The organism is Halanaerobium sp. DL-01 (assembly GCF_003338615.1).
Taxonomy (GTDB): Bacteria; Bacillota; Halanaerobiia; order Halanaerobiales; family Halanaerobiaceae; genus QPJE01.
Genome location: NZ_QPJN01000024.1, coordinates 12,515 through 34,070 on the forward strand (window position 1 = coordinate 12,515; position 21,556 = coordinate 34,070).

Here is a 21,556-nt window from a genome sequence, read left to right on the forward strand (position 1 = left end):
AAACCCCTTTAAACATAAAGTGAATAAATAGTTAATAATGATAAAATAACATTTACAATAATAAATCTAATTACAACTTTATTTTCTGCAGTCCCTGCAAGTTCAAAATGATGATGGATAGGAGTCATCTTAAAAACTCTTTTTCCGCCAGTTAGTTTAAAATAAGGTACCTGTATCATAACTGAAACAGTTTCAGCTACATATACTCCCCCTGCAGTTAATAAATAAAATTCTGTCCCTGTAATAACGGCTGCTGTACCAAGAATTCCACCGATAGCCAGAGACCCAACATCTCCCATAAAAACCTGAGCCGGATTTCCATTAAACCACAAAAATCCCAGACAGCTACCTGCCAATATAAGCATCATTACTGTAAAATAATCATTCGAAAAGGAGAAAAAAATAACAGCAAAAGTTAATGAAACAACTAAAGTAGTACCCGCTGCCAGACCATCCAGACCATCTGTTAAATTAACTGCATTAGCTGCACCTATAATAGTAAAAAAAGAAAGAACAGCAGTCAGATAAAACGGTATACTGTAGGAACCAACAAAAGGAATTAAAACATAATATGGCTCTGCTCTAAAGTAAAGATAGATAATCACTACCAGTGCAGATATAAACTGCAGACCAATTTTTTGTACTGCTGTTAACCCCAGTGATCGAGACAGTTTTATTTTTAAAAAATCATCCATAAAACCAGCAGCTGCCATTATTAATGAGGATACTAAAACTACAGCAATTTTTAAATTCAGCTCAGCAAATAACAGTAATGAAAAAACAAAAATTAATAATATTAAAACTCCGCCCATAGTAGGTATGCCAGATTTTTTTAAATGGTTTTTGGGTCCAAATTCTCTTATCTGCTGTCCAAAATTAATTTTTTTTAATAATGAAATAAATGGGTTCCCAAAACACAGCATCAAAAAAAGTGGAATCAAAAATGCAGTAATATAGACCATCAGTTCTGCTCCTCCTGCTCTCTCAATATATCAACAATTTCTTCCATTTTATTTGCTCTTGATCCTTTAATAAGAATTAAATCATCTGCTGATATAATGTGCAGAAGATGTTCGGCTGTTTCTCTATTTCCAGAACATAAGATAACATTATCTTCATACATGCCTGCTTCTAAAGCTCCTTCAGCAATAATATCAGCAGGGTGTCCAACAGTCAGTAGTATATCATAATTCTGCTGGTAAAGATAATCGCCAATTCTTAGATGTGCTGAACGGGTTCTTTCTCCAAGCTCCAGCATTCCACCCAACACAGCAATTTTCCTTTTTCCCTTTAAATCAGATAATACATCAAGTGCAGCCCGCATAGAAAGGGGATTGGCATTATATGTATCATTAATAATTATTGATTTATTTTTCAGTTCAAAAATATCCATTCTCAAAGGAGAATATTTAACCCTATTTAATCCATTTTGTATTTCTTTCTTACTTAAGCCCAGCTCAAAACCAATTGCTACAGCAGGAAGAGCATTATATATATTATGCTGGCCCGGTTTTCTTAAATAAAAAATATATTTTTTATTGGAGTTTAGTACAGTAAAATAATGTCTGCTTTCCTTAATAATATATTCTGATTTTATTACCTGATAATCAGCACCAGCCTGACAGCCAAAAAATACAGTTCTGCCTGAAAAATTTGCTGCCATTTTTCTTGTATTATTATCATCATAATTTAAAAAAGCAATTCCATCTTTAGGCAGAGATTCTATAAGTTCACTTTTGGCTTCAGCAATTTTTGTAACTGATCCTAACTGTTTTAAATGTGCTGGCCCAACATTTGTAACAACACCGTATTTAGGGAAAGCAATACTGGATAATAATTTTATCTCCCCAAGACCACTCATACCCATTTCCAAAACAGCAAAGTCTTCTTTTCCACTTAATTTAAATAAAGTTAACGGTAAGCCAATGTGATTATTATAATTGCCTCCAGTTTTCAAAACGTCATATTTTTCTGAGATAACTGCCGCGATCATATCTTTACTGGTAGTTTTACCCGCACTTCCAGTAACTCCTATAACCTCTAAATCAAAAAATCTCATTCTATAATAATGAGCCAGGTCCTGCAGTGCACATGTAGTATCTTTAACTAAAATTATTGCTAAATGAGGATAAGATTTCACTGCTCTATCTACAATTACCGCCTCAGCTCCATTATCTACAGCCTCTTCTATAAAATTATGACCATCATTATTTTTACCAATGATAGGGATAAATAGATCTCCAGGCATAACTTCCCTGCTGTCAATAGATATATCAGTAATAAGTGATTTAGGATTCCCCTGTATTATCTTACCATTTACAGCTTCTTTTATCTGCCGTATATTTAATTCCTGCATATTAAACTCCCTTCAGATATCGAATAGCTTCTCGAGCAGCTTTTCTATCATCAAGTTCTATTACTCTGTCAGAAAAAATTTGTCTGTTTTCATGCCCTTTCCCCAGTATAATTACAAAATCATCGTCTTCAGCCAGATCAACTGCTTTATAAATTGCCTTTTTTCGATCCTGAATTTTGTAATAATCTACCTTTTCTTTCTCTAAAAATCCGCCAGCAATTTCATCGATTATCTGACCAGCAGATTCATTTCTTGGATTGTCATTTGTAATGATAACTATATCAGCATATTCAGCAGCAATACTGCCCATAACAGGTCTCTTGCTTTTATCACGATCCCCACCACAGCCAAAAACAACAATTATTCTTTTTTTTGCCATTTTACTTACAGCCCTAAGAACATTTTCCATCCCATCAGGAGTATGTGCAAAATCAACTACAACATCAAATTTCTGTCCTTCAATAATTTTTTCAAATCTACCAGGTACTGCTTCCATTGTTTTTAGTGATTGTTTAATAATATCTGTATCTATTCCAAGCTGTCTAACACTCAAAATAGCAGCAAGTGAATTGTATATATTAAAAATACCGCTCAATTTTAAGCTAAATTGTCCCATAAAAAGTCCTGCTGTTGTAAAACTTAATCCCTCCAGATCAGAAGAGTAGTTTTCTGTATAAAGATCACTGCTGCTGTCATTAATTGAATAAGTAAAAGATTCACCTTCTATTTTATCAAGAATATAATCCGAAGTACTGTCATCTTTATTTAACACAGCAAATCCATTTGGCTTAAGCATGGTAAACAACCTGCTCTTTACTTCTCTGTAATTTTCAAGATTAATATGATAATCAAGATGTTCTGGGGTTAAGTTAGTAAAAACAGCAGTTTTAAATCTCATACCTTCTATTCTAAATAAATCGATAGCATGTGAAGAAACTTCCATTACAGCCTTATCAAATCCATCTGAAATCATTTCATTAAAATATCTGTAAAGGTCCACAGATTCTGGAGTTGTATGTTCCGATTCCAATACCAGTGAGCTAGATACAATATTTTTAATAGTTCCAATCAGGCCAACTTTATACCCAGCATCTTTCAGCAGGTTATATATTATAAAAGATGTAGTTGTTTTGCCATTAGTTCCTGTTATTCCGATTAAATCAATCTTATCTGTCGGATTATTAAATAATTTTCTGGCCAGCAGAGCCATAATTTTTCTGCTGTTATCTACTTTTATATATGTTATACCAGTATGATAATGCTGTAATTCTTTTTCTATCAGCACAGCTGTAGCACCATTATTTAAAGCATCATCAATATAAAAGTGTCCATCTGTTTTAAATCCACTAATGGCTGCAAATAAATCATTTTTTTTTACAGCTCTGGAATCATATTTAATATCGGATATCTCTTTATTTAGATTACCTTTTATAAATTCAACTTTTATGTCATCAATTAATAGTTTTAAATTCATTTTAACCTCCATAATATTAAATTATTTTTACTATTTTACAAATTTATGATTTATTATCTCAATTTCAACTTAATATTTCTATCTATCTCTATTCTTCTGCCTGGATAAACAGATTGACCAATTACTTTACCTGATCCACTGAGAACAACATTAAGGCCAAGTTCTTCTGCCTGCCTCACAGCTTCAGACGCATTTAAACCTCTAAAATCTGGCACAGTTATCGGATGAGAATATTCTTCGGGTACTTCACCAGCAAACAGCCAGACTGTGGAAGCAGAATTAACATTACTTCCCACTTTAGGAAGCTGGTCTTTAACAATATTATTTTCACCAATAAGTTTAACATTAAATCCTTTATTTCTCAACATTTCTTCCGCGGAGTTAAAGTTCATACCTCTAACATCTGGTAAAATAACTCTCTTTTTATTTTTATTTATTTCTTTTATATTTTCGTCTTTATTTGGCTTTAAGTCTAAATATCTTATTATGTCTTCAGTCAAATTTTTAAAAACTGGTGCAGCAGTTTGGCTTCCATAATAAGTCTTTCCATCTACATCATAAAGTACAACAAGAATAACAAGTTCAGGCTTCTCCGCGGGAAGCATACCAATAAAAGAAGAATCATAAATATCTTTATTGTAATGCTTTGCTGTACCTGTTTTTCCTGCAATTTTATATCCTTCTATGGCAGCCTGTTTTCCCGTACCCTGTTCTACAACCTGTGTTAAAAGTTCTCTCGTTTTTCTTGAGGTTTCTTCTGATATTACTCTTCTAACAGCAGCAGGCTCATTTTTTAAAATTATATTACCATCTTCATCTAAAATCTCCTTTACCAGCCTTGGCTGCATTAGTTTTCCCCCATTTGCAACAGCAGAAACTGCTGATATCAGCTGTATGGGTGTTACAGAAAGACCGTGCCCAAATGAAAAAGTAGCCAGTTCTACAGAATTTATCCTGCTGTAGTCAGGAATAATTCCAAAAGCTTCACCAGGAAGTTTTATACCTGTCTGACTTCCAAATCCAAAAGCACGTATATATGAATAAAAATCATTTTTTCCCAATTTCAATCCAACATCAACAAAGCCAGGATTGCAGGAATTTTTAACAACTTCAGCAAAAGTTTCCTCTCCGTGTCCGTATGTTTTCCAGCAGTTTATTTTTTCTCCACCCACATATACAAAGCCCGGACATGTTAAATTATCATTTTCAGAAACAACTCCTTCTTCAAGTGCACTAGCAGTTGTAATAATTTTAAAAGTTGATCCTGGTTCAAAAACATCTGTAATAGCCCTATTTCGCCAGCTTTTTTGAGGGTATTTGGAAAAATTATTTGGATTAAAATTGGGGGTGTTTGCCATTGCAAGTATATCACCACTATTGGGATTCATAACTATAATAGAACCCCCGGAAAAATCAAACTGATTTTCAGCATTTTTTAATTCTCTTTCGGCAATATACTGAATAACATGATCAAGAGTTAAAACTATATTTGATCCATCTCTGGTAGGTACTGTTTCGATAATTCCATCTGGGATTATTTTGCCTGTAGCATCTTTTTCAATTAAAACTTTACCTGGATTTCCATTTAAATACTTATCATAAGATAATTCTATACCATTCAAGCCATTGTTATCTATCCCGACAAACCCCACAATGTGTGATGCAAATTCAGATTCCGGATAGTATCTACGATTTTCGTCAGTAAATGTAATACCTTTAATATCTTCTGATAATAATTTTTTATATAGATTTTCATCTATTTTTCTTTTTAAAAAAACTGCACTTGCATCACCGGTAATTCTTCGATAGATTGTTTTATATTCTACATTGAGCATTTCAGAAAGTTTTTCTGCTGTTTTTTCCGGATTGATAATATTATCCGGCAGAGCAACCACAGTCTTACCCGGAAGGGTAACTGCCAATTTTCTGCCGGATTTATCATAGATTATACCTCTTTTTGCATTTACAATTGATTCTTTAACACGCTGGTTTAAAGCTTTATGCTGATATTCAGCACTATTAATAACCTGTATCCAGACCAGTCTCAAAGACAGCAGGATAAAAATTATAAAAAGAAAAATAAAGAAAAATAAAATTCTATTTCGAATGGTATTTTTTTCTTGAAGCAAATTTAATCCCCCTATTCAGGTGATTTAGCCTGTACTTTAACTAATCTTTCTACAATTTTATCATATATTCTAGCAATAAAAAACCTTTCTTCTGGAATATTTGCAACAAATTGTGTTTTTTCAATCTGTCTATTATTATAAAAAACAATAGTTCTTTTTTCTGCCTCAACCATATGTAATCTGTTTCTGGCTGTTTTCTCAATTTTATCAAGAGAAGTTTCCGAAGCCAATTTAATCTGCAGTTCTTCATTATTTTCTTCCAGCTGTGAAAGCTTATCTTCCAGTTCCAAAATTTGATAATTATACTGATTTATTTTTAAAATTTGCCCAATATAAATAATGAACATTGTACCAACTAGAAATAATGTAAATATATAAATACCTGCAAATATTTTTTTCCTTAAATCAGAGCTCGCATATAATTTATTTCCCGATGAAGATTTGGAACCACTATTCGAATTATAAAAATTTTCTGCACTATTATACATCTTATCAGCTCCTTATCTCACTTCTTCTCTGCAGCTCTTAATTTTGCGCTTCTCGCTCTAGGATTTTCTTCCAATTCACTTTTATCTGCAGTAACTGGTTTTTTTGTTATTACTTTTACTTCGGATTTTTTATCACAAACACAAATTGGAAAATCCGGCGGGCATGTGCAGTCTTTTGCTAATTCTCTAAAAGTATGTTTAACAATCCTGTCCTCTAGAGAATGAAAACTAATAATGCAGATTCTGCCTTTCTTATTTAAATATAAGATAGATTTCTCTATCATTTTTTCCAGCTGTTTAAGTTCATTATTAGTCTCAATCCTTACTGCCTGAAACGTTCTTCTTGCTGGATGGCCTCCACTTCGCCTTGCAGATGCCGGTACAGCAGCCTTTATAATTTCTACCAGTTCTGATGTTCTTTCAATTTTTTTCTTTTTTCTTGCTTTTACAATAAACTCAGCTATCCTTGCTGCCCAATTTTCCTCACCATATCTGCTGATAATTTTGCTGAGTTTTTCTTCACTATAGCTGTTTAATATATCTGCTGCTGTTTTATTCTGATTTTTATTCATTCTCATGTCAAGTGGTCCATCTTTATTATAACTAAAGCCTCTATCTGCATTATCCAGCTGTGGTGAAGAAACTCCCAAATCAAGTAAAATTCCATCAACTTTTTTAATATTATTTTTTTTTAATATCAGATCTATATCCAAAAAATTTCCATGTTCAATAATTATTTTATCTTCATTTATAAATTTTTCTTTAACAGCCTTTACTGCTGTTAAGTCTCTATCAACAGAAATCAGTCTGCCTTTATCTGAAAGATGCTTTAAAATTTCTCTACTGTGGCCGCCTCTTCCAAGTGTACCATCAAAATATATCCCATCTTTTTTTATATTTAAAAGCTCAATGCTTTTTTCTAACAGTACTGGTTTGTGTATATAATCCATATTTAGCTCCTTTAAATTCCGAGTTCTTCCATTGCATCTGCTATATCTTCATAAGAGTTTTCCACTTCATTCATATAGCTGTCCCATTTTTCTTTTGCCCATAACTCTATTCTATTTGCAAGTCCAATTATAACAATTTCATGTTCAAAATCCGCATAATCTCTTAAATTTGAGGGAAGGGAAATCCGCCCCTGTTTATCCAGCTCACATTCACTAGCACCAGAAAAGAAAAATCTAACAAAATTTCTGGCGTTTTTACTTGTCATAGGTAGTGATATTAATTTTTCTTCAAGAGTATTCCACTCAGGAAGAGGATATAAAAACAGGCAGTTATCAAGACCTCTTGTGATAACAAACTTTTCTGTAAGATCTTCCCGCAGTTTTGAAGGAATAATTAATCTTCCTTTAGTGTCCATACTGTGAGTATATTCACCCATAAACATAATATCACTTCCCCACTTTACACCCTTTAGCACCACTATCTACCACTTAATAACTTTATTCTACATAAAACAAATTATTCCTTTATGAAAATACAATTTTTTTAAACATAAAAGAAACCACCTGTTTTTGTCTACAGGTGGCAATAGATGAAAAAATTATTATTTTTTATCTTTTATAAAAAGTTTTCTTGCTTTAGAAATACTATTAAAACCATATTTACGCTTCAAATCATCAACAATTTTATCTAAATCCCGTTTCTCATTGTTTTTTTTATTATTTTCAAACAAATTTAACTGCCTTTTATTCTCATCCACCAAACCGCTTACTCCAACACCTAAAAGTCGAATTTCTTTATCCACCAGATTATTGTCATCAATTAATTTTTTGGAAAATTTATAAATTTCATCAGTACTATTAAAAGATCTCTTAAAACTCATCTGTCTGCTAACAGTACTGAAGTTATCATATCTAATTTTTACAAAAATAATTTTCCCATAAAAATTATTTTCTCTCAATCTAAAAGAAACTTTTTCACTTAATTTAAATAAATATGCCATTATTTCCGAATAATCACTTACATTATCAAAAAATGTTTCTTCATGACTGACTGATTTAATTTCATTTCTTACCTCTACTTTTCTTTCATCTATCCCTCTGGATAAATAGTATAGTTTTACCCCGGATTTTCCAAATAAATTTTCAAGCTCAGTTAAAGAATAAGGCCAGATATCTTTCACATAATTAATCCCAATTTCATTAAGGCTTTTTTTGAATTTGCTGCCAACCCCCCAGATACTGTCAATATGAAGATCTTTTAAAAAGGTTTTTATATCCCCATCTGAAACAACAGTTAAACCATCAGGTTTATCAAAATCTGAAGCCAATTTGGCCAAAAATTTATTTACTGAAAGTCCAATAGAAATTTTGAGACCTGTCTGACTGTAAACTTCTTTTTTTATCTTTTCTGCAATCTGCAGAGGTTTCCCGTATAATCTCTCACAGCCTTTTATATCCAGAAATGCTTCATCAATAGATATTTTTTCAATCAGCGGCGTATATTTAGTTAAAATATCAAATATTTCTGCTGACATCTGAGAATACCTTTTATGTCTGGCAGGTAAATATATTCCATCAGGACAGAGCTTTTTAGCAGCTGCAATTGGCATTGCAGAATGAACACCATATTTGCGAGCTTCATAAGAAGCTGTAGAAACAACTCCTCTGTCACCTAATCCTACACCACCTATAATAACTGCCTTTCCTTCAAGTTTGGGATTATCAATTCTTTCTACTTCTGCAAAAAATGCATCCATATCAGCATGGATAATATGGAGATTATTCATTTTTATTCTCCTCATATAATATAGTTAATAATATTGAAATTAGATCAAATTTTAGAGTTTTATGTAAATGAGATTTCTATCAACCTGCTTATTAAATCTTTATACAAAATCCCATCATGTTCAAATAATTTTGGATACATACTATATTTTGTAAAACCAGGCATTGTATTTATTTCATTTATCAATATATTCCCATCCTCTATAAAAAAATCTACTCTTGCCAGTCCTTTACCATCAATGGCTTTAAAAGCCTGTTCAGCCGCACTCTTTAATTGACCATATAAATTTTTTTCTAACTCCGCAGGTATAATTAATGAAGTAGAAAAATCTTCATATTTAGCATTATAATCATAAAAGCTGTGCTTAGAAATTATTTCTCCAGGTGAAGATACCTGTATATTATCAGCAGAACCTAAAACAGCACATTCAATTTCTCTTCCGGAAACTTTTTTTTCTACAATAATTTTTTTATCATATTTGAATCCTTCTTCAAAAGCTCCCAAAAAATCACCTTTATGCTTTACTACAGAAATTCCAATACTGGAACCTAAATTGGCCGGTTTTACAAAAAAAGGCAGTCCAAGTTTTTTGCTGATTTTTTGAAAAAGTATTTTTTTATCTAATTTATTAAATTCATAATCTCTTATCACCATATAATCTGTCTGAGGAAGGTTTTGATACGAAAATATTTTTTTCATCATTTCCTTATCCATCCCAACTGCTGAAGATGTTAAACCACATCCAACATATGGAATATCTAAAATTTCAAAAAACCCCTGTATTCGTCCGTCTTCTCCAAATGGTCCATGCAGCACAGGAAATACAGCATCTATGTCATTCTGCAGACGACTTATAATTTCACATGAAATTATTTTTTCCTGGCTATCTGATACAGCTTCCATAATATCTGAATCTAAAATATTAAAAGAATCATGTTCAGACATCCATTTTCCTTCTTTTGAAATAGCAAAAGGTATTATACTGTATCTACTCTTATCTACAGCATTAAAAACTGATCTAGCAGAAAGTATAGAAACTCTATGTTCAGCAGATTTACCACCAAATACTAAAGCTATATTTTTTTTAGAATCTGCCATTTAAAAATTCTCCCTTCTTTATTATCTAAACCAATATTCTTATATTAATTAAAAATAATCAATTTTCATTGCTTTTCTCACTTTTTTCAGGGTTTTTTGTGCTTCCATTCGAGCTTTTTCTGTTCCTTTCAATAAAATTTGATCCACCAATTCTGGATTGTTAATATATTTTTTTCTCCGCTCCCTCATCGGATCTAAAAGCTGATTTAATTTATCGGCCAGATTCTTTTTACATTCAACACAGCCTATTTTCCCAGCCCTGCAGAGTGTTTCTATTTCATCTGCCTCTTCCTTATTAAAAGCCTGATGATAATGAAATACTGTGCAGACTTCGGGATGACCTGGATCATCTTTATGAATTCTGGCCGGATCGGTTTTAGCCTGCATAATTTTTTTATTTATTTCATCACTGGAATCTGATAAATAAATAGCATTATTCAAACTTTTGCTCATTTTACTTTTTCCATCAAGTCCCATTAATCTTGGAAAATCGCTTATTAATGCCTCAGGTTCTGGAAAAATTTTACCGTAAGAATTATTAAATTTACGCACAATTTTTCTTGCCTGTTCTATATGCGGTATCTGGTCTTCACCAACAGGTACCAGATGTGCTCTACAAAAAGTTATATCAGCAGTCTGACTGACAGGATACCCAAGAAATCCATATGTCATATCACTGTAACCATATTGGGCAGCTTCTGTTTTTATAGTCGGGTTATGTCGGAGCTGATTTACTGTAACCAGCATTGAAAAATAAACTGTAAGTTCAGCTATTTCTGGAACCATTGACTGTACAAAAATTATAGTTTTTTCAGGATCAATACCTGCGGCTAAATAATCCCTAACAACCTGTCTGAGATCTTCACTCAGCTGTTCAGGTCTATCAAAGTTAGTGGTCAAAGCCTGCACATCTGCCACTATTAAAAAAGTATCATATTTTTCCTGCAGCTCAACTCTATTTTTCAGACTGCCTACATAATGACCTAAATGAAGTTTGCCAGTAGGTCTATCACCTGTCAAAATTCTTTTTTTATCACTCATTATTATCACCTTCACATATTTTATAGATTTTAAGGAATTCACTAAAATTAATTTTACAACTACAATAAGAAATATCTCTTTAAGAATAATATATTTAAAATTCCAATATTCCTGAATCATCCTTTTTTTTACATTTTGACGCTCCACTGGGCAGGACCACGTGGATTCCTTATTGATAGAAAATTGCCCACTCAAAGCAAACCAAATGGTAGATAAGTTAGGTCTTGCGTTTTCTCCAAAAGCGTAAATTCGGGTAAACCCGTCAGGTTTTCTAGTGCCTAACTTCTATAACATAAAATAAGGAAAATACTTTATGTACTTTGACTTGAATGTTATAATAAAGTCTGTTAAAATTAGATTAAATAGTATTAATAACTATTATTATTTCAGGAGGATATTATGACTAAAAATACTAGAATGACAAAACAACGTAAAGCAATTTTAAGAGTTCTCAAAAATACTGAATCACATCCTACAGCTGACTGGATCTATGAACAGGTAAAAAAAGAAATCCCAAATATCAGTTTAGGCACTGTTTATAGAAATCTAAATGTTTTATCTGAACTTGGTAAAATTCAAATTCTAGATTATGGAAGCACTTACAGCCGCTATGATGGAAATCCAAAAAATCATTATCATTTTCGCTGTGAAAAATGTGGTAGAGTATATGATATTCATATAGATTTATTTGACGATATAAATAAAATTGTTAATGAAAAAACAGCTTTTCAGGTTAATGAGCACAGACTTGAATTTACAGGTTTATGTCCAATCTGTCAGAATGAAAATTAAAATTTTATTATACCTTCTATAATATTTTTAACTGTTTCTGCGCCATTAATCTCAGTACTTCTCTTATTGAGGAATGGATTCTTTTGCCAGTGAATCTACGGTTTCATTATAATAATCACCACTGTGGCTTTCAACTTTAAAATAATCTATTTTAAAATTTGATGTCAGCATATCCAGCTCTGACCAGAGATCTTTATTTGCAATTTCTTTATTGGCAGCTGTTTTCCAGCCTTTGGATTTCCATGATTTAATCCACTTAGATAAGCCATTTAAAACATAGGTAGAATCACTATATAATTCAACACTGGAACCTTTAGGTATAGTTTTTAAAGCTTCTATAACTGCTTTAAGTTCCATTCTATTGTTAGTTGTATTTTCTGCAGAACCGGTAATCTTTTCTTCCTGTCCATCAAAAATTATCACTGCTGCATATCCGCCAGGACCTGGATTACCAGAACAGGCTCCATCAGTATATATTTTATAATTTCTTGTGCCTTCATAATCCTTATTTTGATCCAATTCTTCCATAAAATTTACAGCTTTTCTCAAATGAGGTATAACAATAGAACCCCCAACAATCAATCCTACACTCATAGCTTCTAGTATTTCTTCATTTGTCCACCCTTTCTTTTTACACTGTATAATATGATAGTTAATACAGTCATCACAGCGCAGAACAAGAGAAGAAACTAACCCAAGCATTTCTTTCAATTCCGAAGAAAGTTTATTATCACTGTAAATTCTTGTATCTAAATTAAAAAATCTTTTTATATTCAAATCATCTTTAGAAAATATAATTTCATTCATTCTTTCTCTAAATTCCTGAAAATCATCTAATTTATCACTCATCAATCTACCTCCAGTTAAAAAAATTTATCTCAAGCACTGCATATTAAAAATATTAAAATTCATCCCGAGGGCAAGCCCATCGGATTTTCTTTTAATAAAATCTATAACTTTTAATTTATAAATACTAAAAAACCAAATAGTCCAATAACATAGAAAAAGCAAGCAGCACAGCACTAATATAATACAATTTTAGAGCATAATTTTCAATCCGAAAATCAGGTGAATAATAAAGATAGAATTTTTTATTTAATTTTATATTATAAAAAGTATATGGAAAGGTTAAAAACAACAGCAGATATATTATACTATTAAAATAAGCAAAAATAAGTGCAAATGATGCATATGCGGCCAGCAGCAGTATCTGCAGACCTTTTAATAAATGTTTTTCTTTATGCTGATATAACCAGCGTATATTGACAATTAAAATTGATAATGGCAGTGACACTATTAGAGGAATAATTGATATTTCTTTGGCCTGAATGATAAAACTCATTAAAACTAACGACGGACCATTTATCAATCCTACCAAAAATTCATCAAAAAGACTCTCTACCATCTGCAACTGCAGATAGATATAAAGCAGTAGAAAAAAAGCTGTTATTATCACAACCCAAATTAGAAATACGGAGCGAAACCAGGCAATTAAAATTATTGTCAGCACAGAAAACAATGTTGATAAAACAGCAACCAAAAAAAGTTTTTTACCTTTAAGTATTTTAATATCTCTATCATAATCCTTTTCAGAAGGATAATATCTGTGATAATAAAAAAGCTGATAAAAGTTAGTTTCAGGGTCAATTATTATTATCCAGCTATTTACAGCAGTAACTACTAAAAAAAGACTGACTATATTAGCAAAAAACCAGCCAAGATTGAAAGAACCACTGTATTTTAAAGCTGCTGCAGCTCCTACAACAAGCGGCAAAATAATTTCCAGCCAGATTTCCGGTAATGAAAGTCGATAAATCTCATAAATTAAAGTATTTTTTATTTGACTACGCATTATATATCTTACCCCTACTTTAAGAAAGACTATATTTTTAAAACCGGATAGCTTCTGCTATCCGGATAAATTTTTAATTTATTTTTTCGAGATACTCTTTTACTTCAGCTGCAGTTTTTAGCTTAAGAATAGATTCCATTTCCTTTTCTGCTTCTTTTCTGGTCCATTTTTCCAATAATTCTTTTATTTTTAATATTGAAACAGCACTCATACTGAATTCATCAAGACCAGCTCCAAGTAAAAATGGAAGCAGAAGTTCATCCCCGGCAGCTTCTCCACACATACCTACCCAAATACCTGCTTTGTGTCCTTCATCTATTGTTTTTTTAATCAATCTTAAGACAGCAGGATGATATGGGGTATGCATTTCAGCTATTTTTTCATTTGTCCTATCAACTGCAACTGTATACTGAATTAAATCATTTGTTCCAATACTGAAAAAATCTACTTCTTTTGCAAGCAAATCTGCTATCATTACTGCAGCCGGTATTTCAATCATAATACCAACTTCTATATCTTTATTATATTCTATTTTTTCATTATTCAGTTCACTTTTTACTTCATTTAACATATTTTTAACTTTATTAAGCTCTTCCAATGAAGAAATCATTGGAAACATCATTTTTAAATTTCCATATTTGCTGGCACGTAAAATAGCCCTCAGCTGAGGTTTGAAAATATCCGGACGATCCAGACACATTCTAACAGCTCTATACCCCAAAAAGGGATTCATTTCATGAGGCAAATCTAAATAAGGCAGTTCTTTATCTCCACCAATATCCAGAGTCCTTATAACTACAGGATAATCGCCCATTTTTTCGGCTACTTTTCGGTATACTTCAAACTGTTCTTCTTCAGAAGGCATCTCATCTCTGTCCATATATAAAAATTCAGTTCTAAATAAACCGATACCTTCTCCACCTCTTTCAAGTACCGGATCAAGATCAGCAAAATTACCCATATTACCAGCTATTTCTACTTCTTCACCATCTTTTGTTTTAGCTTTTTTATCTTTGTAAGCAGCCAATCTTTCCTGTTCAGCTTCATAATCAGCAAGTTTCTGCTCATATTTTTTCATAGTAGCTTCATCAGGATCAAAATAAACATTTCCACTGTTTCCATCAACGATAAGAACAGCATCATCTACATTTTTATTCATAAGTTTATCTCCAAGACCAACTACGGCTGGAATACCTAGTGATCTGGCCATTATTGCAGTATGTGAAGTTCTCGAACCATCCCTTGTTAAAAATGCCAGCACTTTAGATGTATCAAGCTGTGCTGTATCAGATGGAGTTAAGTCTTCAGCAATTATAATAACTTCCTCATCTAGTTTTTCAGCAATATCTTCTCTGCCGAGAAGAATTTTTATAATTCTTTTTCCAACATCTTTTATATCTGTTCCCCGCTCTTTAAGATATTCATCTTCCATAGCAGCAAACATGGATGCATACTGATCAATAACTTCTTTTACTGCAGCTGAAGAAGAAAGCTTATCTTCTTTTATTTTATTTTCAAATGCAGGTATTAATTCTGGATCATCCAGAATCATCAGATGTGCATCAAAAATTTCTGCTTTCTCTTCCCCCATTTTTTCAGCTGTATTATCTCTGATAGTTTTCAATTCACTTTTAGCTTTTTTAAGAGCAGTATGAAGTTTTTCAATTTCGTCATTAATTTTATCTTCAGATATTTTATCTTTAGATATTTTAATATCTTTTTCTCTTTTTACCAGCGCTTTTCCAATAGCAATACCAGGTGAGGCAGCGATCCCTTTCATCTAAAAATCACTCCTCTTCATCTTCTTTAGGCATTTCAACTGTAATAAATTCTTCCAGTTCTTTCAATGCTTCTTCTGCATCTTCACCATCAGCTCTCAATAATATTTCATTGCCTTTTCCAACTCCTAAACTCATAACTCCCATAATGCTTTTTGCATTAACTTTCTTTTCTTCAAAAACAATTTCTATTTTTGAATCAAATTTACCTGCTTTCTGTACAAATTGTGCTGCAGGCCGGGCATGCAGACCGGTCTTATTCTTAATTATTACTTTCTTTTCTTCTGCCAATCTGATCATCCTTTCTTTTTTATTCACTTATATATTTTATCATAAAATAATGGTGAATTTCATCTTTTTTTAACATTTTATTGTTATAAATTTAACATCAAAAAGAAAGCCGGGTTTAAGCCCGGCTTTAAATTAATTTTTCTTAATAATGTCTAAAGACTCAATTGAAGATAATATATCAGAAATAGAATTACCAAGACCTGCTTCTACTGCTGCAAATACTGCACCTTCAACTATTGGGGCATCTGCCAGTACAACTCTTTTTTTTATATCTTCATCAAGCCAGTCCATTACCATATTTACACTCATAATAGCACTACCTAGGTCTGCAAGAATTATTACACCATCTTCTTTATTTATCTCTTCAAGTGCTGTATTAATTGCATCAGGGTCAGTACCTATTTCTCCCTCTGCAGTTCCACCAACAGCTTTAATTTCTACATCTTTCTGCTTCATTTGTTCAGCCAATTTTTTGGTTCCATCAGCAATCTCTCTACTGTGAGAAACAATTAAAATACTTACCATCTGCTCACTCCATTCATTTATTTATTTCATCAACTATAGTTTTTATAATTAAATAACTTGAAGTGGCTCCAGGATCCTGATGTCCCTTGCTTCTTTCCCCAAGATAACTGGCTCGACCTTTTGTTGCCTGCATCGGAATTGTAGCTTTCATTCCTTCTTCAGCAGCTTTTTTGCATTCTTCAAGTGCATCTTTGAGTTCTAAATTTTTCTCTTTGCTTTCCCGCAGAGATTCCACTGCTGGCATAATTGCATCAAGCATTGTTTTTTCTCCCTGCTCAGCTTTACCTCTTTTTTGAATACCGTTTATTGCTGATTCTCCTATCTCTATAGCTGCATCAATATCAAATTCTGCTTCAGGTATTACTTTACTCACATTTAAAAAAGCAGTTCCATAAAGTGGACCAGCAGCTCCTCCAACAGTTGATATTAATGTCATTGCAACTGTTTTTACCAAATCAGAGTTCTTTTCATAATCATTACTGCTGAGTTTTTCTTTAACTTTTTTAAACCCTCGTGACATATTAATTCCGTGGTCTCCATCACCGATAGCAGAATCTAATTCTGTCAAATACTTCTTATTTTCAATTATCACATCTGAAATTTTCATAAATATATCTTTAATTTTTTCTGTCACTGAAATATCCTCCCTGTCTGCATTTATTTCATAAGATTTATATCAGTTGGTGCATCCAGAAGTTCTTTTAATTCTTTATCAAGTTTAAGCAGAGTTATTGACATTCCTGCCATTTCTAATGAAGTCATGAATTCGCCAACAAAATTTTTGTATACTTTAATACCCTTATCTTCCAAAATCTGATGTGCACGTCTGTTTGCAATATATAGTTCCATTAAAGGAGTACCTCCCATACCATTTACCATTAATGCAACTTCATCTCCATTTTTAAAAGAAATATCAGAAAGTACACTACCTAATAAATCATCAACGACTTCATCAGCTTTTTTAACTTTTGTTCTTTCAGTTCCCGGTTCACCGTGAATTCCTATACCAAGTTCCATTTCATCTTCCTCAAGTTTAAATGTTGATTCATCTGCAGAAGGAACACGACATGGATATAACGCCATTCCTTTTGTTCTCACATTTGCAATAACTTTTTCTGCGGCTGATTTAACCTCCGAAAGTTTTCCACCTGCAGCAGCTTTTGCGCCGGCTATTTTATGTACAAATACTGTACCGGCTACTCCTCTGCGTCCAGTTGTATAAAGGCTATCTTCAACCGCAACATCATCATTAACTACCACATGATCAACCTCAATACCTTCAGCTTCAGCCATATCTGCAGCCATTTCAAAATTCATAATATCTCCGGTATAATTTTTTACAATTAGCAGTACTCCTTGTCCACCATCTACAGCTTTTATTGCTTCAAAAACTGCATCAGGAGTTGGAGAAGTAAATACATCACCCGCTACAGCAGCATCTAACATTCCTTCCCCAACATATCCAGCATGGGAAGGCTCATGACCACTACCTCCACCACTTACAAGTGCAACCTTTTCTAAAGGAGCGTCCTTTCTAACAACAACATTAAAATCATCCAGTTTTTCTATTTTTTCTGGCCTCTCCATTACAATTCCTTCTACCATTTCCACTACAACATGATCTGGATTGTTAACTAATTTCTTCTTCATACTTATTACCTCCTTTAATTAATTAAAATCTGTTGTCCACAAACTTCTCTGACTTGTAGAAATTGCAAGAACACCTGCTTCTACCAATTTATCAACTTCTTTTTTTGTCTCAATAAGTCCTCCTGCAATTACAGGATATTTGATCTGATATTTTTCCTGATGGGAAATATAATATGGAGCTGCAATACCTGGTAAAATCTCCACTGAATCTATATTTTCATCACCCAACATATGTTTTCCTGTTTTAAAAGAACCCGAATCAAGCAAAAATATTCTCTGAATTGTCATCAAACCACACTTTATTGCTGCTTTAATTAGGTGATTTCTGGTTGATATTATTCCATCACAAAGATTTTTTTCTGCCAGATATTCCATACCTTTTGCATCCTGTGAAATACCCTGAACCAGATCAACATTAATTATTAATAATTTATCATATTTTTCAGCTTTTGACATTGCTTCTTCAAGATCAAAAATAGAGCCTGCCAGCAAAAACACAACTACTGATTTTTCTGTTTTCATAGCCTGTTCAAGATATTTCATATCCCTAACAGATGGTATTATTGGATGTTTTTTAAAATACTTTGAAAGATGTCTCAAATTTGCTGCCTCCCTGATTAATACATAATCATAATTATAATTATAGTATTTTTAATAATACACTATACTTTATTATATAATTATACAATTTATTAATATTTCAATACTCCTGACACAGTCAGGAGTATATTAAAGTATATTAACTATAATCGTTCTCAAGCTGATTAAAAAAGAAAATCCTAAAAACTGTTTATTGTACAGGTCGGTGAAATAATATAACTAAGTTAAAAATTATGCTTTCATTTCAATATAATTTTATCATTAATATTTTGAATTATCAAATCACCGCGTGCATTTAATTATACAATTTTTCTAACTATTATATTTTCTTATAATATCAAATTTTTGATCTTCACTTTCAATAAATCCAGTTATATTGGTCTGGTTTAATATTTCTTTTATCTCTTGATCAGCTTTTAAGAAAATATTTCGTGTTTCTTCCAAAATATTCTTATCTAAACCTGCTCGAGCAGCAATAACATCTTTTGGAATAGGATCTGTTTTTGCTAATATATTTAAACTATCTAAGTTTAATGTTTTAGCAGCCCTTTCCCAGGCTTCATTATATGTTGCTCCAACTTCAGCTTTATTGTCTAATACTGCTTTAATTACATTATCATGATTACCTAAAAATAAAGTTTCTTTTAAATCTTTATTGACATCAATACCAACTTCTTTCAACATCTGTTTCGGGTATACATAACCCGATGTTGATAATGGATCTACAAATGCAAAAACACTGTCCTTTAAATCTGTTAATTTCCTGTATTTACTATTTTTCTTAGTAAATATATAGCCTCGATAGCTATCCTTACCATTAATTAAAGGAGTTACCATTGGTATAACATTGGTTTCATCTTTTGCCTTAACATAAGCCATTGGAGAAAACCATCCAATATCTATTAAACCATTTTTTATATAATTAGTTAATTCTTCATAATCTGAAACAATAACTGTTTTAGCATTTTTATTTATTTTGTTACATAATTTTTCAATTATTGGAACATATAGTTCTTCTATTTTTTCAGGCTTTGCAAAAGGATTTACACCAAAAATTAACATATCCTCACTTTTATTATCTACTGAAATTTTATGAAGATCATAAGCTATTGTATTAAGATTATTGGAATAATTAATCAGGGTTTCAGAATTACTTTTTTGATCTTTAATATTTTTATCTACTTCTGAAACATTTTCTGATATATTTATAAACTCTTGAGTCATAGATTCAACAGCTTTGGTAGTTTGTTCTGTAGCAGAAGCTTGACTATCTGTACTACTTGATAATTTTGATATAGAATCAATAACATTATGAAGATTATTATTCATCATATTAAATGATTCAATTGATTTTCCAGCTAACTCTTCAACTCCTTCAATATTATTAAGCCCATTTTCAATAATTTGATCAGTATTTTTGATTTCAATATTAATGTTGTTGATAGATTCTCTTATTTTTGTGGTTAATTGCTCAGTTTCTTCCGAAAGACTTTTTATTTCTCCAGCTACAACATTAAAACCTCTTCCAGCATCACCAGCTCGTGCTGCTTCAATAGAAGCATTTAGAGAAAGCAAATTAATTTGATCCGTAATATCTATAATACCTTCAAGTAATTCATTACTATTTACCAATGCTTTTTCTACACTTTCAATTGAATTACCAGATTTTTTTACATTTGATGCTAATTCAAGTAATGTATTGTTAGATTCTTTAATCCAATTTTGATTTTTCTCTGAATCTGACATTAACTTTTGAGATAATTCTTCTAGTTTATCCATTTCTGATTTAATAACATTTGATGAAGAAGATAATTCTTCAATAGTTGCAGAAATTTCTTCAGCAGCAGCTGCATTATTTTCAACTGATTCTGTAATATTTTCAAATCTTTTTACTAATTTTTCAGCTTTTTTATTATTATCATTGATTAACCAGATTAAATCTTGAGATTTAAAAGATACCTCTTGTGATAAATTCAATAGTTTATTTGAAGTTTGTTTTTTTGATTCAATATTTTTATTTAAATCTTTATTTTTATCAATATCTTTTTTGGGATATAAAAAATAAAAAACAATTAGGGAAACAATTACGCCTATACCAAAACTAATAAAATGGAATTCGTTAAACATTTCCATAAATTTACTCCCTTTTGTATTTATTAAGAAGCTAAATCAGATTCTAATTATCTAAAAATCTGATTTAGCTTGTTTTTATATTGAAATTTATTCAGCTAAGGCTTTAACTAATTCGCGGCAGTAGTCCGGAATATCTTTTACCACCCTTCCCCAAACAATATTACCATCTCTAAAGGCAGGTTTATCTACCCAACTTCCTCCTGCATTTTCTATATCATCTTTAATTCCTCTTGACCCTGTGGCTTTTCCATTAACTATACCTGCTGAAATTCCAACAAGACCTGCATGACATATTAAACCTATTATTTTCCCGTTATCATAATTATTTTTAACCAGCTTTACAATATCTTCATCTCTTCTTATTTTATCAGGAGCCCAGCCGCCAGGTATTAGAACTCCATCATAATCTTTATCCATAACTTCGGAAGCTGTATAATCTGCTTTAGCTTTCAAACATCCGTGTTTGCTTGTATATTCAGCACCCTTTTCCATACCAATTACATCTATTTCAGCACCTTCTTCAATCATCCTCATATATACAACCCAAAATTCTAAATCTTCATATCCAGGTCCTACCATCATTGCAAGCTTCTTACCTTTTAATTTCATTATT

General features: G+C 31.8%; 21 protein-coding genes and 1 pseudogene. 1 reads left to right on the forward strand and 21 read right to left on the reverse strand.

The features are described 5' to 3' along the window. Positions 1 to 8: 8 nt before the first annotated feature. The 10 genes from mraY to trpS all read right to left on the reverse strand — a co-directional run bounded on the left by mraY (position 9) and on the right by trpS (position 11,322). A complete protein-coding gene (gene mraY / locus DER71_RS08690) occupies positions 9 to 962 on the reverse strand; it encodes a phospho-N-acetylmuramoyl-pentapeptide-transferase (protein WP_114456821.1) in 954 nt (317 codons plus the stop codon). After that, positions 962 to 2,356, reverse strand: coding sequence for a UDP-N-acetylmuramoyl-tripeptide--D-alanyl-D-alanine ligase (gene murF / locus DER71_RS08695; protein WP_114456820.1), 1,395 nt, complete (start codon positions 2,354 to 2,356; stop codon positions 962 to 964). Before murF ends, mraY begins: the two co-directional genes overlap by 1 nt. 1 nt (position 2,357) lies before the next feature. Continuing rightward, a complete protein-coding gene (locus DER71_RS08700; protein ID WP_114456819.1) occupies positions 2,358 to 3,830 on the reverse strand; it encodes a UDP-N-acetylmuramoyl-L-alanyl-D-glutamate--2,6-diaminopimelate ligase in 1,473 nt (490 codons plus the stop codon). A gap of 53 nt (positions 3,831 to 3,883) precedes the next feature. Beyond that, the gene (locus tag DER71_RS08705; protein WP_114456818.1) at positions 3,884 to 5,959 is read right to left on the reverse strand and encodes a PASTA domain-containing penicillin-binding protein; all 2,076 of its coding nucleotides are present in this window, start codon (positions 5,957 to 5,959) and stop codon (positions 3,884 to 3,886) included. An 11-nt stretch (positions 5,960 to 5,970) separates the two neighbouring features. Continuing rightward, on the reverse strand, positions 5,971 to 6,447 hold the full coding sequence (locus tag DER71_RS08710) for a septum formation initiator family protein (protein WP_114456817.1): 477 nt from the start codon (positions 6,445 to 6,447) through the stop codon (positions 5,971 to 5,973). 17 nt (positions 6,448 to 6,464) lie between these two features. Next, on the reverse strand, positions 6,465 to 7,397 hold the full coding sequence (gene rsmH / locus DER71_RS08715; RefSeq protein ID WP_114474567.1) for a 16S rRNA (cytosine(1402)-N(4))-methyltransferase RsmH: 933 nt from the start codon (positions 7,395 to 7,397) through the stop codon (positions 6,465 to 6,467). A gap of 11 nt (positions 7,398 to 7,408) precedes the next feature. Next, positions 7,409 to 7,840, reverse strand: coding sequence for a division/cell wall cluster transcriptional repressor MraZ (gene mraZ / locus DER71_RS08720; protein ID WP_114456815.1), 432 nt, complete (start codon positions 7,838 to 7,840; stop codon positions 7,409 to 7,411). A gap of 159 nt (positions 7,841 to 7,999) precedes the next feature. After that, positions 8,000 to 9,184, reverse strand: coding sequence for a DNA polymerase IV (locus tag DER71_RS08725; protein ID WP_114474568.1), 1,185 nt, complete (start codon positions 9,182 to 9,184; stop codon positions 8,000 to 8,002). A 59-nt stretch (positions 9,185 to 9,243) separates the two neighbouring features. Further along, positions 9,244 to 10,281: a D-alanine--D-alanine ligase family protein gene (locus DER71_RS08730; protein ID WP_114456813.1), complete on the reverse strand. Its 1,038-nt coding sequence runs from the start codon at positions 10,279 to 10,281 to the stop codon at positions 9,244 to 9,246. A gap of 48 nt (positions 10,282 to 10,329) precedes the next feature. Then, positions 10,330 to 11,322 carry a tryptophan--tRNA ligase gene (gene trpS / locus DER71_RS08735; RefSeq protein ID WP_199505509.1) on the reverse strand — a complete coding sequence of 331 codons (993 nt, stop codon included), beginning with the start codon at positions 11,320 to 11,322 and terminating at the stop codon, positions 10,330 to 10,332. 399 nt (positions 11,323 to 11,721) lie between these two features. Between trpS and DER71_RS08740 the strand changes: the two genes are divergently transcribed. After that, positions 11,722 to 12,114 carry a transcriptional repressor gene (locus DER71_RS08740; RefSeq protein ID WP_114456812.1) on the forward strand — a complete coding sequence of 131 codons (393 nt, stop codon included), beginning with the start codon at positions 11,722 to 11,724 and terminating at the stop codon, positions 12,112 to 12,114. A 63-nt stretch (positions 12,115 to 12,177) separates the two neighbouring features. Here the strand turns inward: DER71_RS08740 and rnhA are convergent, their stop codons facing one another. The 11 genes and pseudogenes from rnhA to DER71_RS08790 form a co-directional block, all read right to left on the reverse strand. Beyond that, positions 12,178 to 12,642: a ribonuclease HI gene (gene rnhA / locus DER71_RS12535; protein WP_369834872.1), complete on the reverse strand. Its 465-nt coding sequence runs from the start codon at positions 12,640 to 12,642 to the stop codon at positions 12,178 to 12,180. Between the two features lie 18 nt (positions 12,643 to 12,660). Beyond that, positions 12,661 to 12,963: pseudogene (locus DER71_RS12540) on the reverse strand (carboxymuconolactone decarboxylase family protein); the annotation flags it as partial. Positions 12,964 to 13,087: 124 nt separating this feature from the next. Then, positions 13,088 to 13,966 (reverse strand): hypothetical protein, encoded by an 879-nt coding sequence (locus DER71_RS08750; RefSeq protein WP_114456810.1) that lies wholly within the window; start codon positions 13,964 to 13,966, stop codon positions 13,088 to 13,090. Positions 13,967 to 14,039: 73 nt separating this feature from the next. Continuing rightward, positions 14,040 to 15,746: a phosphoenolpyruvate--protein phosphotransferase gene (gene ptsP, locus DER71_RS08755; protein ID WP_114456809.1), complete on the reverse strand. Its 1,707-nt coding sequence runs from the start codon at positions 15,744 to 15,746 to the stop codon at positions 14,040 to 14,042. 7 nt (positions 15,747 to 15,753) lie between these two features. Next, entirely contained in the window at positions 15,754 to 16,035 is a 282-nt protein-coding gene (locus DER71_RS08760) for an HPr family phosphocarrier protein (RefSeq protein ID WP_233486918.1), read from the reverse strand. Between the two features lie 132 nt (positions 16,036 to 16,167). After that, on the reverse strand, positions 16,168 to 16,560 hold the full coding sequence (gene dhaM / locus DER71_RS08765; RefSeq protein WP_114456808.1) for a dihydroxyacetone kinase phosphoryl donor subunit DhaM: 393 nt from the start codon (positions 16,558 to 16,560) through the stop codon (positions 16,168 to 16,170). Between the two features lie 13 nt (positions 16,561 to 16,573). Beyond that, complete coding sequence (dhaL, locus tag DER71_RS08770; protein WP_114457019.1) at positions 16,574 to 17,167, reverse strand: dihydroxyacetone kinase subunit DhaL; 594 nt, start codon at positions 17,165 to 17,167, stop codon at positions 16,574 to 16,576. A 50-nt stretch (positions 17,168 to 17,217) separates the two neighbouring features. Continuing rightward, positions 17,218 to 18,210, reverse strand: coding sequence for a dihydroxyacetone kinase subunit DhaK (gene dhaK / locus DER71_RS08775; RefSeq protein ID WP_114456807.1), 993 nt, complete (start codon positions 18,208 to 18,210; stop codon positions 17,218 to 17,220). Positions 18,211 to 18,228: 18 nt separating this feature from the next. Further along, positions 18,229 to 18,810, reverse strand: a complete 582-nt coding sequence (locus DER71_RS08780; RefSeq protein WP_114456806.1) for a glycerol-3-phosphate responsive antiterminator — start codon at positions 18,808 to 18,810, stop codon at positions 18,229 to 18,231. A gap of 312 nt (positions 18,811 to 19,122) precedes the next feature. Continuing rightward, positions 19,123 to 20,943 (reverse strand): phosphate/phosphite/phosphonate ABC transporter substrate-binding protein, encoded by a 1,821-nt coding sequence (gene phnD / locus DER71_RS08785; protein WP_114456805.1) that lies wholly within the window; start codon positions 20,941 to 20,943, stop codon positions 19,123 to 19,125. Positions 20,944 to 21,030: 87 nt separating this feature from the next. After that, the gene (locus tag DER71_RS08790; RefSeq protein ID WP_114456804.1) at positions 21,031 to 21,552 is read right to left on the reverse strand and encodes a type 1 glutamine amidotransferase domain-containing protein; all 522 of its coding nucleotides are present in this window, start codon (positions 21,550 to 21,552) and stop codon (positions 21,031 to 21,033) included. Positions 21,553 to 21,556: the final 4 nt, after the last annotated feature.

What these genes read in the sequence shown, in the direction of transcription:
- mraY (WP_114456821.1), bottom strand. Translation starts at nt 962, where the DNA reads ATGGTCTATATTACTGCATTTTTGATTCCACTTTTTTTGATGCTGTGT.
- murF (WP_114456820.1), bottom strand. Translation starts at nt 2,356, where the DNA reads ATGCAGGAATTAAATATACGGCAGATAAAAGAAGCTGTAAATGGTAAG.
- DER71_RS08700 (WP_114456819.1), bottom strand. Translation starts at nt 3,830, where the DNA reads ATGAATTTAAAACTATTAATTGATGACATAAAAGTTGAATTTATAAAA.
- DER71_RS08710 (WP_114456817.1), bottom strand. Translation starts at nt 6,447, where the DNA reads ATGTATAATAGTGCAGAAAATTTTTATAATTCGAATAGTGGTTCCAAA.
- rsmH (WP_114474567.1), bottom strand. Translation starts at nt 7,397, where the DNA reads ATGGATTATATACACAAACCAGTACTGTTAGAAAAAAGCATTGAGCTT.
- mraZ (WP_114456815.1), bottom strand. Translation starts at nt 7,840, where the DNA reads ATGTTTATGGGTGAATATACTCACAGTATGGACACTAAAGGAAGATTA.
- DER71_RS08725 (WP_114474568.1), bottom strand. Translation starts at nt 9,184, where the DNA reads ATGAATAATCTCCATATTATCCATGCTGATATGGATGCATTTTTTGCA.
- DER71_RS08730 (WP_114456813.1), bottom strand. Translation starts at nt 10,281, where the DNA reads ATGGCAGATTCTAAAAAAAATATAGCTTTAGTATTTGGTGGTAAATCT.
- trpS (WP_199505509.1), bottom strand. Translation starts at nt 11,322, where the DNA reads ATGAGTGATAAAAAAAGAATTTTGACAGGTGATAGACCTACTGGCAAA.
- DER71_RS08740 (WP_114456812.1), top strand. Translation starts at nt 11,722, where the DNA reads ATGACTAAAAATACTAGAATGACAAAACAACGTAAAGCAATTTTAAGA.
- rnhA (WP_369834872.1), bottom strand. Translation starts at nt 12,642, where the DNA reads ATGGAAGAATTGGATCAAAATAAGGATTATGAAGGCACAAGAAATTAT.
- DER71_RS08750 (WP_114456810.1), bottom strand. Translation starts at nt 13,966, where the DNA reads ATGCGTAGTCAAATAAAAAATACTTTAATTTATGAGATTTATCGACTT.
- ptsP (WP_114456809.1), bottom strand. Translation starts at nt 15,746, where the DNA reads ATGAAAGGGATCGCTGCCTCACCTGGTATTGCTATTGGAAAAGCGCTG.
- dhaM (WP_114456808.1), bottom strand. Translation starts at nt 16,560, where the DNA reads ATGGTAAGTATTTTAATTGTTTCTCACAGTAGAGAGATTGCTGATGGA.
- dhaL (WP_114457019.1), bottom strand. Translation starts at nt 17,167, where the DNA reads ATGAAAATTTCAGATGTGATAATTGAAAATAAGAAGTATTTGACAGAA.
- dhaK (WP_114456807.1), bottom strand. Translation starts at nt 18,210, where the DNA reads ATGAAGAAGAAATTAGTTAACAATCCAGATCATGTTGTAGTGGAAATG.
- phnD (WP_114456805.1), bottom strand. Translation starts at nt 20,943, where the DNA reads ATGGAAATGTTTAACGAATTCCATTTTATTAGTTTTGGTATAGGCGTA.
- DER71_RS08790 (WP_114456804.1), bottom strand. Translation starts at nt 21,552, where the DNA reads ATGAAATTAAAAGGTAAGAAGCTTGCAATGATGGTAGGACCTGGATAT.